The following is a 14,742-nucleotide window of genomic DNA, read 5'->3' as shown; positions in this document are numbered from 1 at the left end:
ATTCGACCCGCCTTACAGGAACGCCGTTTCCTCGAACGACCGCAGTTTCCGCGAATGGATACGCTCGAGCGGCATGTCGCGCAGCGTCTCCATCGCCCGCACGCCGATCAGCAGGTGCCGCGCCACCTGGGTGCGGTAGAACTCGCTCGCCATGCCGGGCAGCTTCAGCTCGCCGTGCAGGGGCTTGTCGCTGACGCACAGAAGCGTGCCGTAGGGCACCCGGAAGCGGAAGCCGTTGGCGGCGATGGTGGCGGATTCCATGTCCAGCGCGATGGCCCGGCTCTGGCTCAGCCGCTGGACGGGGCCGGACTGGTCGCGCAGCTCCCAGTTGCGGTTGTCGATGGTGGCGACGGTGCCGGTGCGCATGATCCGCTTGAGTTCGTAGCCCTCAAGCTCGGTCACCCGCTCGACCGCCTCTTCCAGCGCGATCTGGATCTCGGCCAGCGCGGGGATCGGCACCCAGACCGGCAGGTCGTCGTCCAGAACGTGATCCTCGCGCAGGTAGCCGTGCGCCAGGACGAAATCGCCCAGCCGCTGCGAATTGCGCAGACCGGCGCAATGCCCGACCATCAGCCAGGCATGCGGGCGCAGCACGGCGATGTGGTCGGTCGCGGTCTTGGCGTTCGACGGGCCGACGCCGATGTTGACCAACGTGATGCCGCCCCCGTCCTTGCGCTTGAGGTGATAGGTCGGCATCTGCGGCAGCTTCTGCGGCACCGGCATCTCGCCGTCCGGGTCCGTGATCTCGACGTTGCCGGGACCGACGAAGCCGGTATAGCCGCTGTTCTTGTCGGCCAACGCGGCGCGGGCGAAGACGTCGAACTCCTCGATATAGAACTGGTAGTTGGTGAACAGGACGTGGTTCTGGAAGTGCTCGGGCGCCGTCGCCGTGTAGTGCGCCAGCCGCGCTAGGGAATAGTCGATGCGCTGCGCCGTGAACGGCGCCAGCGGGTGCGACCCGTCCTCGAACGCGAAGCCGAAGCCGTTGACGATGTCGTCGTGCGTCGTCGACAGGTCGGGCACGTCGAACACGTCGCGCAGGGTGAAGTCCATTACGCCTTCCTGCGGCACCGTCACGCGGTCGTCGTTGGCCACCGCGAAATGCACTGGCATGGGGGTGTGCGACGGCCCGATGGTCACCGGCACGCGGTGGTTCTCCATCAGAAGGCCGATCTGCTGTTCCAGGTATTTCCGGAACAGGTCCGGCCGGGTGATGGTGGTCGAGTAGGTGCCGGGTTCCGGAACGTGGCCGAAGCTCAGCCGGCTGTCGGTGGCCGCGTAGGTCGAGGTCGAGAACCGGATCTCGGGATAGAAGGCGCGATAGCGCGCATCGGGCCGCCCATTCTGCACCGCGTCCGAGAACTTGCGGCAAAGGAAGTCGCTCGCCGCGTCGTACAGATCGCACAGCCGCTCGACGGCCGAGGCGGCGTCGGTAAAGGCCTGCGGCTCGGGCATCGGTGGCGTGACGACGGGAAGGTTGCGGTGCGGGGCGTTCATGCGGGCTCCTGCGTGTTGACTGAAACGGGCGGCGTGGCGGGCCGGGTTGGCCCGCCGGCGGCACGACGCTCCGGCGGCCGCGCCACGCGGGCGGGCAGGCTTCGGAAGAAACGGCCGGGCATCGGAAAGGTTCGCTGCATGCGGAAGGATGTCACGCCGCTTCGGCCGGGCGCAAGGGGCAGCCGGATGGCGCGGGCCAAGGTACGGCCGGGAAATGCCGGGAATCTTTGGGAAACCTTCGGTGCATCGCGGGGCCTGCGGGTGCACCCGCGATGGCCTGGGCGCGTGGGTACCTTCCGTGTGGCTTCGGGAGGAGCTCGGAGAAGCCGCCATAACCGGACATTCCCATGGGTTCCCCGAAGTTCTAGCATTTGGCGCGCATTTCCCAGCCATTCCCCGAATCGAGCCAACTATTCCCGAACCTCCCGGAACATCCCGTGGTCCCCCGACCTTTCCCGGGACTCGCGGGAAATCGGGCCTTCCTCCCAGGACGTCCCTGTGTTTCCCCCGAATGGACCGACACATCGCGGGAACGCCGGGCACCGTTGGTCGCGCCTTGAGCCCCCGCGGACGCGCGCGTAGGGTGCACGCGACATCGGACCACAGACCGCGAGGCTTCCATGGCACAGCGCCTGCATCTCGTCTTCGGCGGCGAACTCGTCGATCCCTCGAAGAACGTCTTCAAGAACGTCGAGGATATCCACATCGTCGGCATGTACCCCGACTACCAGAGCGCCTACAGTGCCTGGAAAGCCGAGGCGCAGCGGACGGTTGACAACGCGCACATGCGCTACTTCATCGCGCACATCCACCGCCTTCGCGACGAAGAGACGCCGGCCTCCGCGACCGAGGAACTCGGCTCCTGACGCTCTGGCTGCACCTGTCCCAGGACACGCCGCCTTCGCACGTCGCCGATCCCCTGAGTTACCTCGCCCGGCAGTGGCCGGAGCTTTCCGTCGTCGTGACCTCGGACGCGGCGCTGTCGGAGCGTGACATCGCGGGCCTTCCGGGGGCCCGTCTGCACGACGCGCCGCCCGACACGGCGCGCGCCGTCCGGCAGTTCATCGAAACGCACGGCCTGCGCGCGGCGCTCTGGGTGGGCGATCTGCGCCCCTGCTACCTGGTGCAGACGCACCGGCACGGCATCCGCTCGGTCTGGGCGGATGCCTGCATCGATCCGGGCCGGGCGTGGCGTTTGCGCTGGCTGCCCCTTTCCGACGGCGCGGCGTTGCAGGCGCTGAAGGCGGTGCTGGCCGCCCCGGGCCCCGAGGTCGAGAGGCTGGCGGCGCTGCCTGCGCTGCGCGACCGGATCGAGACGCCGGGCGCGCTTCAGCCTGGCGTCGCAGCCGCCCCCTGCGACATGAGCGAACGCGACGCTTTGGCGGTCATCCTGCATGCGCGCCCCGTCTGGTTCGCCGCCTTCGTGGACCCGGGCGAGGTGTCGGCGGTGCTTCAGGCGCACGCGATGGCTTCTCGCCTGTCTCACCGCCTGCTGCTCATCCTCCACCCCGCGCGGCCCGAGGACGGGGCGGCGCTGCGCGACGAGTTGGCGCGCGACGGCTGGCGCGCCGTGCTGCGGTCCGAGGGCGAGGATCCGCGCGAGGAAACGCAGGTGCTGGTGGCCGATACCGAGGACGAGCTGGGCCTGTGGTACAGGCTCGCCACGATCACCTTCGTCGGCGGCACCTTCGCCGGCGGCCCGACCCGTTCACCGCTGGAGCCGGCGGCGCTGGGCTCGGTCGTGTTGCACGGCCCGCAGGGCGGCGCGCAGGCCGACGCATTCGAGCGGCTGCATGGCTTCCGTGCCGCCCACCGGGTCGCAGGGGCCGAGGCGCTGGGCCGCGCGGTCGAGAAGTACCTGTCGCCCGACGCCGCCGCCGAGATGGCGCATCACGGCTGGCAGGCGGTGTCGGCCGGGGCGGACGTGGCGAACCGGCTGGTGGACCTTCTGGACGAGCTTCTGAACGAGGCGGGCGCCTGATGCGGCCGCCGCGCTTCTGGTATCGCCCCCCGGGCTGGCAGGCGGCGCTTCTGTCGCCGCTCGCCGCGCTCTACGCGCGCGAAACGGCGAAGCGGGTGGCGCGACCGCCCGAGATGCGGGCGTCGGTGCCGGTGATCTGCGTGGGCAACATCAACGCGGGCGGCACGGGCAAGACGCCGACGGTGACGGCGCTGGTCCAGCGGCTGGGCCTGCGGGGCAGGGCGGCGCACGTCGTCTCGCGCGGCTACGGCGGGTCGCTGGAGGGGCCGGTGCAGGTGGACGAGCGGCGGCACAGCGCGGACCAGGTTGGGGACGAGCCGCTGCTGCACGCCGCGTTCGGTTCGACGTGGGTCGCGCGCGACCGGGCGGCGGGCGTGGCGGCGGCGGTGGAGGCCGGGGCCGAGGCGGTGATCCTGGACGACGGGTTCCAGAACCCGGCGGTGGCGAAGGACCTCTCGCTGTTAGTTGCAGACGCAACCGTTGCATTCGGGAATAACCGCGTCATCCCCGCCGGCCCCCTGCGCGAACCGGTGCAGGCGGGGCTGGCGCGTGCGGATCTGTTGCTGACCATCGGCGGCCCCGAGGCGCAGGCGCGCTTCGCAGCGGACTGGGACAGACAGGTGCACATCCCGCAACTGAGGGGCGCGCTGCACCCGCTTCAGACCGGCATGGTCTGGCAGAACCTGCGCGTGCTGGCCTTCGCCGGGATCGGCAATCCCGAGAAGTTCTTCGCCACCCTGCGCGACCTTGGCGCGAACGTGCACGCCACCCACGCGCTGAGCGACCACCAGCCGCTGACCTCGGCGCTGTTCGCCCGCCTCAAGCGCGAGGCGCAGCAGGCGAACGCGCAACTGGTAACGACCGAGAAGGACGCCGTGCGCCTGTCGATGGAGGACCGGCGGCAGGTGCTGACGGTGCCGGTGCGGCTGGAGCTCGACGACTGGGCCCCGCTCGATGCGCGACTCGAGGCGCTGGGCCTCTAGCCGCGCTTGCGGATGTCCTCGCCGTCCTCGTCCAGCCGGGGCGCGGGGCGCGGGTCGGGAAGCTCGGCGTCCGAGAAGCGGAAGGGCGCGCGCACGCCCGGCACGCCGCCCGCGTCCTGCCGCATGCCGCGTGCGATAACCTGCGGGTCGGCGAAGACCTCGCCCATGTCGTTGATCGGCCCGGCGGGCACGCCGTGGTCCTCGCAGGCCGCCAGCAGGTCCGCCTTGCCCCACTTGCGCGTCTCGTCGGTCAGCCGCTTGCCCAGCTCCTCGCGCCGGGCGATGCGGTCGGCGTTGGTGGCATAGGCAGGGTCGCCGCCAAGGTCTGGGCGGCCGAGCAGGTCGCACAGGCGGCGGTACTGCGCGTCGTTGCCGGTGGCGATGATGATCCAGCCGTCGGCGCAGTCGAACACCTGGTAGGGAACGAGGTTCGGGTGCGCGTTGCCCAGACGCACGGGCGGCATGCCGGTGGCGAGGTAGTTCATCGCCTGGTTCGCCGTCACCGACACCGCCACGTCCATCAGCGCCATGTCGACGTGCTGGCCCTTGCCAGTCTCGTCCCGCTGGCGCAGGGCGGCGAGGATGGCGACGGTGGAATAGAGGCCGGTGAAGATGTCGGTGACCGCCACGCCGACCTTCTGCGGCTGGCCGTCCGGTTCACCGGTGACCGACATCAGGCCCGACATGCCCTGGATGATGTAGTCATAGCCCGCGCGGTGCGCGTAAGGCCCGTCCTGCCCGAACCCGGTGATCGAGCAATAGACGATCCGCGGGTTGAGTTCGGACAGCGAGGCGTAGTCCAGCCCGTACTTCTTCAGCCCGCCGACCTTGAAGTTTTCGATCACCACGTCGGCGTCGGCGATCAGGTCGCGGACGAAGCGCTGGCCGTCTTCCGTGCGGAAGTCGGCGGTGACCGACCGCTTGCCCCGGTTGCAGGCGTGGTAATAGGCGGCCGAGCGGTCGCCCTCGCGCTCGATGAACGGTGGACCCCAGCGGCGGGTATCGTCGCCTTCGGGGCTTTCGACCTTGATGACCTCGGCACCCAGGTCGGCAAGCGTCTGGCCGGCCCAGGGGCCAGCCAGGATCCGTGCGAGTTCTACGACCTTGAGCCCGGCGAGCGGGGCGCCGGTCACTCCGCCTCCGCCAGCTTCTCGTCGAGGATGGCCGAGAAGTCGTCGTAGCTCATGTTCGAGTACTTCTCGCCGTCGATGATGAAGGTCGGCGTGGAGTTGATGTCGTCGGCTTCGCGGTTCTGCTGGTAGACAGCGACTAGCGCCTCGGCTTTTTCGGCGTCCTGCATGCAGGCGTCGAGCTGTTCGTCGTTCAGCCCGGCGGTCTTGCCGATGCGGCGCAGGTTCTCGGCAATCTCGGCCGGGCCGCCCTTGGCCCACTCGGACTGCTGTTCATAGATCAGGTCGACCAGGCCGAAGTACCGCTCGGGCCCGGCGCAGCGGGCGACCATGCCGGCCCACAGGCCGTAGCGGTCGAAATAGACCTCGCGGTACACGAACTCGACGTCGCCGGTGTCGACGTAATTTTCCTTGATCTGCTGGAACGCCGTCTCGTGGAAGCTGCGGCAGTGCGGGCAGGTGAAGCTGGCATACTCAATGACCTGCACCGGCGCGTCGGCTTCGCCCAGCGTCATCTCCTGGATCATGGAGGTATCGACGTCCTCCGACACCTCCTGCGCCTCGGCCGAGAACGAGGTCACGGCGGGCTCGGTGCCTTGGCCGGCGGTCCAGAGGAAACCGGCGCCGAACAGGCCGAGCACGGCCACGCCGAGGGCGAGATGTCGTTTCATGTCAGAGCCTCACTTGGTGTTTTTCGCAGATAGGACATTCCGGGCCAGCGCTTCAAGGGCGTGGCGCAGGCCGTCGTCGGCCACGGGGGCGGCGACGTCGTGCGCTTCGCGCTCGACCGCCGGGTCCGGCTTGGCCTCGGGCTTGGGCTTGGGCGCGAACTGCGCCTGCCCCTCGGCGAAGCCGGTGGGGGCCGTCTGAGTGATGCGGATGCGGCTGATCGCGGCGTAGCCGTAGCAGGCGTTCACACGCTCGCGGATCTTTTCCTTCTGCATCTCGAGCATCGGGGCCTGCGCCCCGGTCGTCAGCAGCACCAGCGTCGCGCCGAAGCCGCCGCGGCCGTAGGTGACGTTGACGGGCCGGGCGATGCGGGCGGTGTCTTCGCCCACGATTTCGTCCCAGTGGGTCAGCAGGCGCGAGACGGCGAAGCCCCGGCTTTCGCCGGCTTCGCGGATGCGGGTCTGCAGCAGCGCCGACGCCATGCGAAAGCCCTTGCTCCGCCGCGGCTTGGTGCCGCTGTATTGCTGCCGTCCGGTCATCACTGTCTTCCGTATGCTGCGCGCCTAATCTATCTGCCGTGGATCGCGGCACCAGCATAAAGCCAGACGGGGGAACATAAAGATTGCGTGACGAGCAGATCACCGCCGCGCTTCTGGACTGGTACGACCGGCACGCGCGGGTAATGCCCTGGCGCGTCGGCCCTGGCGAGCGGCGCGCGGGCGTTCGGCCCGATCCATATGCGGTGTGGCTGTCCGAGGTCATGCTGCAGCAGACGACCGTGGCCGCGGTGCGCGATTACTTCCGCCGCTTCACCGCACGCTGGCCCACCGTTGGCGATCTGGCCGCTGCCGAGGACGGCGACGTGATGGGCGAGTGGGCGGGGCTTGGCTACTACGCCCGGGCGCGCAACCTTCTGAAATGCGCCCGCGTGGTGGCGGGCGAGCATGGCGGCCGCTTTCCCGACAGCCGCGCCGAGTTGCTGAAGCTGCCGGGCATCGGGCCGTACACCGCCTCGGCCGTCGCCGCCATCGCCTTCGACCGGCCCGAGACGGTGCTGGACGGCAACGTGGAGCGGGTGATCTCGCGCCTGCGGCTGGTCGAAACGCCGCTGCCCGCCGCCAAGCCCGAACTGACCGATCTGGCCGGCGAGCTGACACCGGTGGAGCGGCCGGGAGACTATGCGCAGGCGGTGATGGACCTGGGCGCGACGATATGCACCCCGAAGTCGCCCGCCTGCGGCATCTGCCCCTGGCGGGAGCCGTGCTTGGCGCGGGCGGCGGGTGTGCAGGCCGACCTGCCGCGCAAGGCGCCGAAGAAGGCCAAGCCCGTGCGTTACGGCATCGCCTATCTCGCGCGGCGTGCGGACGGGGCATGGTTGCTGGAGCGGCGGCCCGAGTCGGGGCTTCTGGGCGGCATGCTGGGCTGGCCGGGCAGCGAGTGGGGCGAGGCGCCCGAGGAGGCGCCGCCAGTCGCGGCGGAGTGGCAGGACGTGGGCGCCGAGGTGCGGCACACCTTCACCCATTTCCACCTGCGGCTCGCCCTGCGCGTGGCCGAGGTGCCCGAGGGCGTGAGGCCCGAGCGGGGTTCATTCCTGCCGCGCGACCGGTTCCGGCCCTCGGACCTGCCCACGGTGATGCGCAAGGCCTTCGACCTGGCCGCGACAGCGCGACGCGATTGAGCGGGCGTGAAGACAGGTCTAACCTGTTTGCCGGGATACCGGGGAAGGCGTGAAATGATCGGGTCGAACGAGGTGGCGAAGCTGTCGCGCGCGCTGCCGTTCTGGATGTCGCTGGGACTGGTGCCGCTGGCCCTGATCGGCGCGGCGTACGGCGGCTGGACGGTGCTGCTGCTGCCGGTCTGCACGTGGTACCTGTTCTCGATCGTCGACGCGCTGGCGGGCCTCAACAAAGAAAATGCCGACCCGCAGACGGGCGAGGCGCAGCTTTTCTGGTACCGGCTCGTCACGCTGATCTGGGCACCAGTGCAGTTCCTGCTGCTGTTCGGGCTGATCTGGTACGTCCCCCGCGCCGCGCACCTGGGCGGGTGGGAAAGCGTCGGCCTGTTCTTTGGCGTCGGCGTGATCACCGGGACCATCGGGATCAATTACAGCCACGAGCTGATGCACCAGCGGAACAGGGTCGAGCGCTGGCTGGCCGACCTGCTGCTGGCGATGGTCTTCTACAGCCACTTCCGGTCCGAGCACCTGCTGGTCCACCACCGCTATGTCGGCACGCCGCGCGACCCGGTGACGGCGCGCTACAACGAAGGCTTCCACCGCTTCTTTCCCCGTGTGCTGCGGCAGTGCTGGAGCTCGGCCTTCCACGCCGAGGCGGCGATGCTGGCGCGCAAGGGCCGGCCTTGGTGGGACCGGAAGAACCCGTTCTGGCGCTATTGGGCGCTGCAGTCAGGCTTCGCCGCGCTGGCGCTGATCCTGTCGGGGTGGGAGGGGCTGGCGCTGCTGGTCTTCCAGGCGCTTGTCGCCGTGTGGCAGCTTGAGCTGGTCAATTACGTCGAGCACTACGGCCTGACGCGCAAGCACCTGGGCGGCGGCAAGTACGAACACGTCCTGCCGCGCCATTCGTGGAACGCCTGCCAGAAGGCGACGAACTGGCTGCTGATCAACCTTCAGCGCCACTCGGACCACCACTACAAGCCCGATCGCCGCTTCCCGCTGCTTCAGACCTATGACGAGGACGAGGCGCCGCAGCTTCCCTTCGGCTATCCGGTGATGACCATGGCGGCGATGGTGCCGCCGGTCTGGCGACGGGTGATGAACCCGCGCGTGCGCGCCTGGCGCAAGCGGTACTATCCCGAGATCACCGAGTGGCGGCCCTACAACAAGGCCGCCAACCCGCTGCCGCGCTAGGTCACTCGGCCTCTCGCGTCTCGAAGCTCAGGCCGACGGCCGTACGGTTGGGGAAGCCGGTCCAGTAGGTGTGATCCTCCTGCTCGGTCCCGTCGTCGGACACCGACCACACGCCGTCGGAGGACTGCTCGACGAGGTCGAGGTACGCGGCCTTCCCGCTTTCGCCCTTCAGGTGCAGATCGAGGAACGCGGTCACGAAGTGCTGCAGGATGTTGTTCATCCTGGTCGTGTCCCAGACCGCGTCGGCATAGTGCTCGAACGGGACGAAGGGCAGGCTGTCCACCGGCTCCCACGCCTCGGCCGGGGCGGGCATGGGCGCCGCGGCGTTGTGGTTGGCGTTGGCGTAGGTCAGCAGGTGGCGCTTCGTGCCGGTCGTTTCCTCGAAGATCCGGCGGATGGCGTCGTAGCCCGACACGTCGTCCACGCCGCCGGCCACGATCATCAGCGGCGTGTCGATGTTCGACAGGCCCTCGGCGTCCCAGAAGTCGCGGTTGCGGCCCCAGGGACCGATCGCGACGATGGCCTCCACCCGGTCGTCGGGCAGGGCCTCGTGACTCTCGCTGCCTGCGGCGTTGGCGTCCAGAAGCCCGCCCGGTGGCGCATAGCCCGAGTCGAGCGCCGTCTGGGTGACGCCCGCCCCGCCGAAGATCAGCGCACCGTAGCCGCCCATCGAGTAGCCGACGACGCCAACCGTGTCGCCGTCGATGATCGCGCCGAGGTCGCCGCCGAGCGCCGCCATCTCGTCCACGATGAAGGCCTGGTCCTGCGGCCGGTTCACCAGCGTCGAGCCGAATGCGCCGAGGTCGGAATAGATCGAGTCGGGGTGATCGACCGAGGCGACGACATAGCCCTTCGAGGCCAGGTTTTCGCCCAGGTGGCTCATCAGGAACCGATTGCCCGGGTAGCCGTGCGAGAGGACGACCAGCGGGAAGTTGCCTTCGGCCGCGGGCGCGGCGTCGCGTGCCGCGCGTCCTGCGAGCGTGACTTCGGTCTCGCCGTCCCGCAGGAAGGCAGTGTATTCGCCGCCGGGCGCGGTGCCCTCGGCGGCCGGATACCAGACCTCGACGGGCAATTCCCGGTCGTAGGTGGGGACGCTGTCCTCGGTCGCGTTGACCACGTCGATCACGTCCTCACGGGCGAAGCTCATCTGGCGCACGCCGACGGTGTGGGGGCCGTACGGCGCGAGTTCCGGTGCGTCGGGCCGAATAAGGTCGATCCGGTTCTCGGCCAGCGCGGGTGCGGCGGCGAGCGCGGCGGTCGCCGCGACGAGTGCGATCTTCATGTCTCTCCCTTTCGTTGCTCGGCGCGAAGCTTCGGCCAACACCGAAAAGGGCACAAGGCGCGGTTGCAGGATCGGAGCTTGCCGCTGCGTCATGCGGGGTGGTTTCATGAAAGGGTCGGCGGCCCTCGTGAAACGCCGGCGATTCTTGAGGAGGAAATCGATGAACATTCATTTCAGCGCCGCGGCCGCCGCCGTGGCGGCAGGTGCTTTCGCGGCCCCGCTGGTCGCCGGTGAGGTCGCGCACTACACCTTCCCGTCCGAGACGCTGGGCCGGGACTATGCCTACAACATCTACCTGCCCGACGGGTACGAGGACAGCGGGCTTGAGTACCCGCACATGTACCTGCTGCACGGCTCGTTCGGGAACGAGAATGACTGGGTCGTGAAGGGCGAGGCGCAGCAGACGCTCGACCGGCTGATCGACGAAGGGCGCATCCCGCCCGCGGTCGTGGTGATGCCCGGCAGCGAAAGCTGGTGGGTCGATGGGTACAACGAACCGGCCGAGACGGCGTTCTTCGACGACCTGATCCCGCACATCAACGACACCTGGCGCGTCATCGACACGCGCGAGGGCCGGGTGATCGGCGGCCTGTCGGCCGGGGGCTACGGGACGGTGAACTTCGTGCTCGAACATCCCGACATGTTCGCCGCCGCCGCGGCCTTGTCGCCCGCATCCTACGTCCCGGTTCCGCCGTCGAACTCGTCCGGCAACCGGCACCCCGCCTACCTGGATGCCGAGGGCAACTTCGACCCTGCGAAGTGGGAAGAGCTGAATTACACGGCGTATATCGACGACTACAAGGCGCAGGACACGGTCGTGCCGATGTACATCAACTCGGGCGACCACGACGTGTTCGACATCGCCTATCACGGCGCGGTGCTTTACCAGGAGATGCGCGAGCACCAGCCGGACAACGTGGAGTTACGCGTGATCGACGGCGATCACGAGTGGCAGGTGTGGGTCGACACGCTGCCCGAGGCGCTGGAGTACGTCTTCTCGTTTGCGGCGCGCCCGCAGGGGACGCTGCCGCAGGCCAGCAACTGAGACGCGCGGGCCGGGCGTGAAAGCCCGGCCCGACCGCCTTAGTCGGCGACCTTCACCAGCGTCTTGCCGAAATTGCCGCCCTCGAGCATCGACAGGAAGGCCTTGGGCGCGTTCTCAAGCCCCTCGGTCACGTCTTCGCGGTAGCGCAAGCGCCCGTCGGCCAGCATCGGCGCGACCTCGTCCACGAAGTGCGGGAACTGGTCGAAGTGGTCGAAGATGATGAAGCCCTGCACCCGCAGCCGGTTCACCAGGATCGTGCGCCAGACCTTCGGCAGCGGCGTCGCGTCGTCCAGGTTCGCGCCCGAGTACCAGGCGATCACGCCGCACAGCGCGATGCGCCCGCCCACGTTCATGTTCGGCAGCACGCCGTCCAGCGTCTTGCCGCCCACGTTCTCGAAGTAGCAGTCCACCCCGCCCGGCGCGGCCTCGGCGATGCGGTCGGCCATCGCCTGCCCGTCTGCGGCGGCGTGGTGGTCGAGGCAGACGTCGTAGCCCAGTTCGCTTTCGGCATGGGCGCACTTCTTGGGCCCGCCGGCCACGCCGATCACCCGGCAACCCTTTTCGCGCGCGAGCTGCCCGGCCAGCGACCCGACCGCGCCGGTCGCGGCCGAGATCACCACCGTCTCGCCGGTCTTCGCCTCGAGGATGCGGTTGATCCCGACCCAGGCGGTCAGGCCCGGCATCCCCAGCGCGCCGAGCGCGTATTGCAGCGGCGCCTTCGCGGGATCGAGCTTGCGCAGCGCGTCGCCCTTCAGCACGCCGTGGCTGGTCCAGCCGAACTGGCCCGTGACGTAATCGCCCTGCGCATAGCGCGGATCGTTCGACGCAAGCACCTGCCCGACGCATCCGCCCTCCATCACCGCACCCAACTCGACCGGCGCGGCATAGGACTTCGCCGCGTCCATCCGCCCGCGCATGTAGGGATCGAGCGACAGCCAAAGGATGCGCGCCAGCACCTCGCCCTCGCCCGGCTCGGGCACGGGGCCCTTCTCGAGCCGGAAGTTGTCCTCGGTGGGGTGGCCCGCGGGCCGCTCGGCCAGGACGATCGATCGACGTTCGCTCATGTCTCGTCTCCTTTGTCGGTGCGCCGCCAGTCCTGCCCGTAATCGCCGGGATGCGCCAGCGGCAACGAAAAGACCCCGCCGGCGGTGCGGCGGGGCAAGGTCGTGCCGTGGCGGGGCCACGAACACTGGCGGTAACTGATGAAGAAGGCGGGTGGGCCTAGCGCAGTTCCGAGCGGATCTGCTGGCGCAGCGCGTCGATGGGGACGGTCTTGCCGTCGCGCCGGAAGCACCAGTAGGTCCAGCCGTTGCACGACGGAGCGCCCTCGAGCGTGGCGCCGACCTTGTGGATCGAGCCGTTGAGCACCGCGCCGACCGGGTTGGCCTTGCCGGTCACGCGCTCGGCCACCAGCGTGCCGTCCGCGCGCACCCGCGCCACGTGCCGCCCGTTGAGCGAGGTCAGCTTCTCGCCCGGGCGCAGCAGCCCCCGCTCGACCAGCTGGCCGAAGGGCACCCGCGGCTCGGCGCGCTTGGGGCGCGTCACTTCCAGGCTGCCCTTGTCGTAGGCGACGACCTTCGACAGGCGCTTTTCGGCGACGTCGATGTAGCCTTTGTCGCGCTCGATCCCGATCCAGTCGCGGCCCAGCATCTTGGCCACGGCGCCGGTCGTGCCGCTGCCGAAGAACGGGTCGAGCACCACGTCGCCGGGATCGGTGCAGCCGACCAGCACCCGGTGCAGCAGCGCCTGCGGTTTCTGCGTCGGGTGCGCCTTGTCGCCTTTTTCGTCCTTCAGCCGCTCGTGCCCGGTGCAGATCGGCAGCACCCAGTCCGAACGCATCTGCACGTCCTCGTTCAGCGCCTTCAGCGCCTCGTAGTTGAACGTGTACTTCGAGCTGTCGGACTTCGACGCCCAGATCAGCGTCTCGTGCGCATTGGTCAGCCGCTTGCCGCGGAAGTTCGGCATCGGGTTCGACTTGCGCCACACCACGTCGTTGAGGATCCAGAACCCCTGGTTCTGAAGCGCAGCGCCCACGCGGAAGATGTTGTGGTAGGACCCGATCACCCAGATCGCCCCATCGGGCTTGAGGATCCGGCGCGCCGCCGCGAGCCACTCGTTGGTGAACCGGTCGTAGGTCGAGAACGAGTCGAAGCTGTCCCAGGCGTCGTCGACGCCGTCCACACGGCTGTTGTCGGGCCGGTGCAGCTCCCCCTTCAGTTGCAGGTTGTAAGGCGGATCGGCGAAGATCAGGTCCACCGACGCCTCGGGAAGCGACCGCATGACCTCGATGCAGTCGCCGGACACAATCTGGTTGAGCGGTAGCGCAGGCGCGCCGCTTTTCGTCTTCGTTCTCATGTCTGCCTCATGCCGTGCGCCTTTTGCGGCGCTTCGTTCATTGAGACAAAAATGATTCAACGGCGAATCGCGGTCAATTTATTTCTTTGAATCAAGTACTTACGTTTTCGTCTTGCCACAAGATATTGTGGATAGGCTTAAAGGATCTTCTATGGTGTGGGCTGACACCGATATCTCGGAGCGCCGCCAGGTGCGCCGCCGTTCCGTAGCCCATGTTGGTCTCCCAGCCATAGCCGGGGTGTTGTTGCGCCAAGTCCACCATGATCGCGTCGCGCGCCACTTTCGCCACGATCGAGGCCGCCGCGATCGACAGACACCGCGCGTCGCCCTTCACCAGCGCCTCGGCCGTGCAGTCCAGCCCGTCGGGAATCATGTTGCCGTCGATCAGCGCGTGGCAGGGCGCCTGCGGCAGGCCCGCCACTGCCCGCGCCATCGCCAGGTGCGACGCGCGCAGGATATTGATCCGGTCGATCTCCTCGACGCTGGCATGGGCGACGCTGACATGTGCCACGGCGCGGATCTCGGCGCACAGCCGGTCCCGGTCGCCGGCCTTCAGTGCCTTCGAATCGTTCAGCCCGTCGGGAATGCACGTCAGGTCCAGCACCACCGCCGCCGCCGTCACCGGTCCGGCGAGCGGACCGCGCCCGACCTCGTCGACGCCGCAGACGCGTAGCGCCCCGCGCGCCAGCGCGGCGGTCTCGAAGGCATGATCGGGAAGGGTCGATTCCATGGCCGCAGAGAAACCCTGCGCCGCCGGTCGCGCAACCGAGAAGTCGCGTCACCTGCATCTTCGGTCCTGCAAATATCCCCGCCGGAGGCACCGCGCCGGGCGCAGCCCGGCGCTAACGGATTGGCGTGCGCCGAAGGCGCTCATCGGGATTGGCGGGAAAGGGCAGGGGGCCGCTGCGGGCCCCCTGCAAGTCGTGCGACGCCC

General features: G+C 68.8%; 14 protein-coding genes. 6 read left to right on the top strand and 8 right to left on the bottom strand.

The genetic code is table 11. The features are described 5' to 3' along the window. Positions 1–12 precede the first annotated feature (12 nt). A complete protein-coding gene (locus tag BM162_RS02245; RefSeq protein WP_093417091.1) occupies positions 13–1,497 on the bottom strand; it encodes an AMP nucleosidase in 1,485 nt (494 codons plus the stop codon). A gap of 620 nt (positions 1,498–2,117) precedes the next feature. Here BM162_RS02245 and BM162_RS02240 point away from each other — a divergent pair. The 3 genes from BM162_RS02240 to lpxK are packed head-to-tail and all read left to right on the top strand — an operon-like array spanning position 2,118 to position 4,461. Next, a complete protein-coding gene (locus BM162_RS02240; protein WP_093417088.1) occupies positions 2,118–2,363 on the top strand; it encodes a DUF4170 domain-containing protein in 246 nt (81 codons plus the stop codon). Next, on the top strand, positions 2,360–3,478 hold the full coding sequence (locus tag BM162_RS02235) for a glycosyltransferase N-terminal domain-containing protein (protein WP_093417086.1): 1,119 nt from the start codon (positions 2,360–2,362) through the stop codon (positions 3,476–3,478). The genes BM162_RS02240 and BM162_RS02235 overlap by 4 nt, the downstream gene beginning before the upstream one ends. Next, the gene (gene lpxK / locus BM162_RS02230; protein WP_093417083.1) at positions 3,478–4,461 is read left to right on the top strand and encodes a tetraacyldisaccharide 4'-kinase; all 984 of its coding nucleotides are present in this window, start codon (positions 3,478–3,480) and stop codon (positions 4,459–4,461) included. The genes BM162_RS02235 and lpxK overlap by 1 nt, the downstream gene beginning before the upstream one ends. Here the strand turns inward: lpxK and BM162_RS02225 are convergent. Genes BM162_RS02225 through BM162_RS02215 form a run of 3 tightly spaced genes read right to left on the bottom strand, consistent with a single transcriptional unit; the run spans position 4,458 to position 6,799 of the window. Further along, positions 4,458–5,594, bottom strand: a complete 1,137-nt coding sequence (locus BM162_RS02225) for a CaiB/BaiF CoA transferase family protein (protein ID WP_093417079.1) — start codon at positions 5,592–5,594, stop codon at positions 4,458–4,460. The two genes, lpxK and BM162_RS02225, sit on opposite strands and share 4 nt — an antisense overlap. Beyond that, positions 5,591–6,262: a DsbA family protein gene (locus tag BM162_RS02220; RefSeq protein WP_093417077.1), complete on the bottom strand. Its 672-nt coding sequence runs from the start codon at positions 6,260–6,262 to the stop codon at positions 5,591–5,593. The genes BM162_RS02225 and BM162_RS02220 overlap by 4 nt, the downstream gene beginning before the upstream one ends. 9 nt (positions 6,263–6,271) lie before the next feature. Further along, entirely contained in the window at positions 6,272–6,799 is a 528-nt protein-coding gene (locus BM162_RS02215) for a DUF721 domain-containing protein (protein ID WP_093417075.1), read from the bottom strand. An 83-nt stretch (positions 6,800–6,882) separates the two neighbouring features. On the opposite strand from BM162_RS02215, the gene mutY reads away from it, so the two are divergent. After that, positions 6,883–7,938, top strand: a complete 1,056-nt coding sequence (gene mutY, locus BM162_RS02210) for an A/G-specific adenine glycosylase (RefSeq protein ID WP_281243759.1) — start codon at positions 6,883–6,885, stop codon at positions 7,936–7,938. A 54-nt stretch (positions 7,939–7,992) separates the two neighbouring features. Then, entirely contained in the window at positions 7,993–9,126 is a 1,134-nt protein-coding gene (locus tag BM162_RS02205) for an alkane 1-monooxygenase (protein ID WP_093417072.1), read from the top strand. A 1-nt stretch (position 9,127) separates the two neighbouring features. Here the strand turns inward: BM162_RS02205 and BM162_RS02200 are convergent, their stop codons facing one another. Continuing rightward, the gene (locus tag BM162_RS02200; RefSeq protein ID WP_093417071.1) at positions 9,128–10,408 is read right to left on the bottom strand and encodes an alpha/beta hydrolase family protein; all 1,281 of its coding nucleotides are present in this window, start codon (positions 10,406–10,408) and stop codon (positions 9,128–9,130) included. Between the two features lie 160 nt (positions 10,409–10,568). On the opposite strand from BM162_RS02200, the gene BM162_RS02195 reads away from it, so the two are divergent. Further along, complete coding sequence (locus BM162_RS02195; protein ID WP_093417068.1) at positions 10,569–11,453, top strand: alpha/beta hydrolase; 885 nt, start codon at positions 10,569–10,571, stop codon at positions 11,451–11,453. Between the two features lie 38 nt (positions 11,454–11,491). On the opposite strand, the gene BM162_RS02190 is transcribed toward BM162_RS02195, so the two are convergent. The 3 genes from BM162_RS02190 to rnhB form a co-directional block, all read right to left on the bottom strand. After that, complete coding sequence (locus BM162_RS02190) at positions 11,492–12,517, bottom strand: NADP-dependent oxidoreductase (RefSeq protein ID WP_093417066.1); 1,026 nt, start codon at positions 12,515–12,517, stop codon at positions 11,492–11,494. 157 nt (positions 12,518–12,674) lie between these two features. Beyond that, positions 12,675–13,808: a site-specific DNA-methyltransferase gene (locus tag BM162_RS02185; RefSeq protein WP_093417063.1), complete on the bottom strand. Its 1,134-nt coding sequence runs from the start codon at positions 13,806–13,808 to the stop codon at positions 12,675–12,677. Positions 13,809–13,899: 91 nt separating this feature from the next. Next, a complete protein-coding gene (rnhB, locus tag BM162_RS02180; RefSeq protein WP_093417061.1) occupies positions 13,900–14,538 on the bottom strand; it encodes a ribonuclease HII in 639 nt (212 codons plus the stop codon). Positions 14,539–14,742: the final 204 nt, after the last annotated feature.

Origin of the sequence: Tranquillimonas alkanivorans, from assembly GCF_900115595.1 — a bacterium.
Taxonomy (GTDB): Bacteria; Pseudomonadota; Alphaproteobacteria; order Rhodobacterales; family Rhodobacteraceae; genus Tranquillimonas; species Tranquillimonas alkanivorans.
The sequence above is the reverse complement of the archived record's forward strand: the minus strand, read 5'-3'. Positions and strand labels throughout refer to the sequence as shown.

Excerpts from the sequence above, each read along its gene's own strand:
- BM162_RS02245 (WP_093417091.1), bottom strand. The coding sequence starts at position 1,497 with ATGAACGCCCCGCACCGCAACCTTCCCGTCGTCACGCCACCGATGCCC.
- BM162_RS02240 (WP_093417088.1), top strand. The coding sequence starts at position 2,118 with ATGGCACAGCGCCTGCATCTCGTCTTCGGCGGCGAACTCGTCGATCCC.
- lpxK (WP_093417083.1), top strand. The coding sequence starts at position 3,478 with ATGCGGCCGCCGCGCTTCTGGTATCGCCCCCCGGGCTGGCAGGCGGCG.
- BM162_RS02220 (WP_093417077.1), bottom strand. The coding sequence starts at position 6,262 with ATGAAACGACATCTCGCCCTCGGCGTGGCCGTGCTCGGCCTGTTCGGC.
- BM162_RS02215 (WP_093417075.1), bottom strand. The coding sequence starts at position 6,799 with ATGACCGGACGGCAGCAATACAGCGGCACCAAGCCGCGGCGGAGCAAG.
- BM162_RS02205 (WP_093417072.1), top strand. The coding sequence starts at position 7,993 with ATGATCGGGTCGAACGAGGTGGCGAAGCTGTCGCGCGCGCTGCCGTTC.
- BM162_RS02200 (WP_093417071.1), bottom strand. The coding sequence starts at position 10,408 with ATGAAGATCGCACTCGTCGCGGCGACCGCCGCGCTCGCCGCCGCACCC.
- BM162_RS02195 (WP_093417068.1), top strand. The coding sequence starts at position 10,569 with ATGAACATTCATTTCAGCGCCGCGGCCGCCGCCGTGGCGGCAGGTGCT.
- BM162_RS02190 (WP_093417066.1), bottom strand. The coding sequence starts at position 12,517 with ATGAGCGAACGTCGATCGATCGTCCTGGCCGAGCGGCCCGCGGGCCAC.
- BM162_RS02185 (WP_093417063.1), bottom strand. The coding sequence starts at position 13,808 with ATGAGAACGAAGACGAAAAGCGGCGCGCCTGCGCTACCGCTCAACCAG.
- rnhB (WP_093417061.1), bottom strand. The coding sequence starts at position 14,538 with ATGGAATCGACCCTTCCCGATCATGCCTTCGAGACCGCCGCGCTGGCG.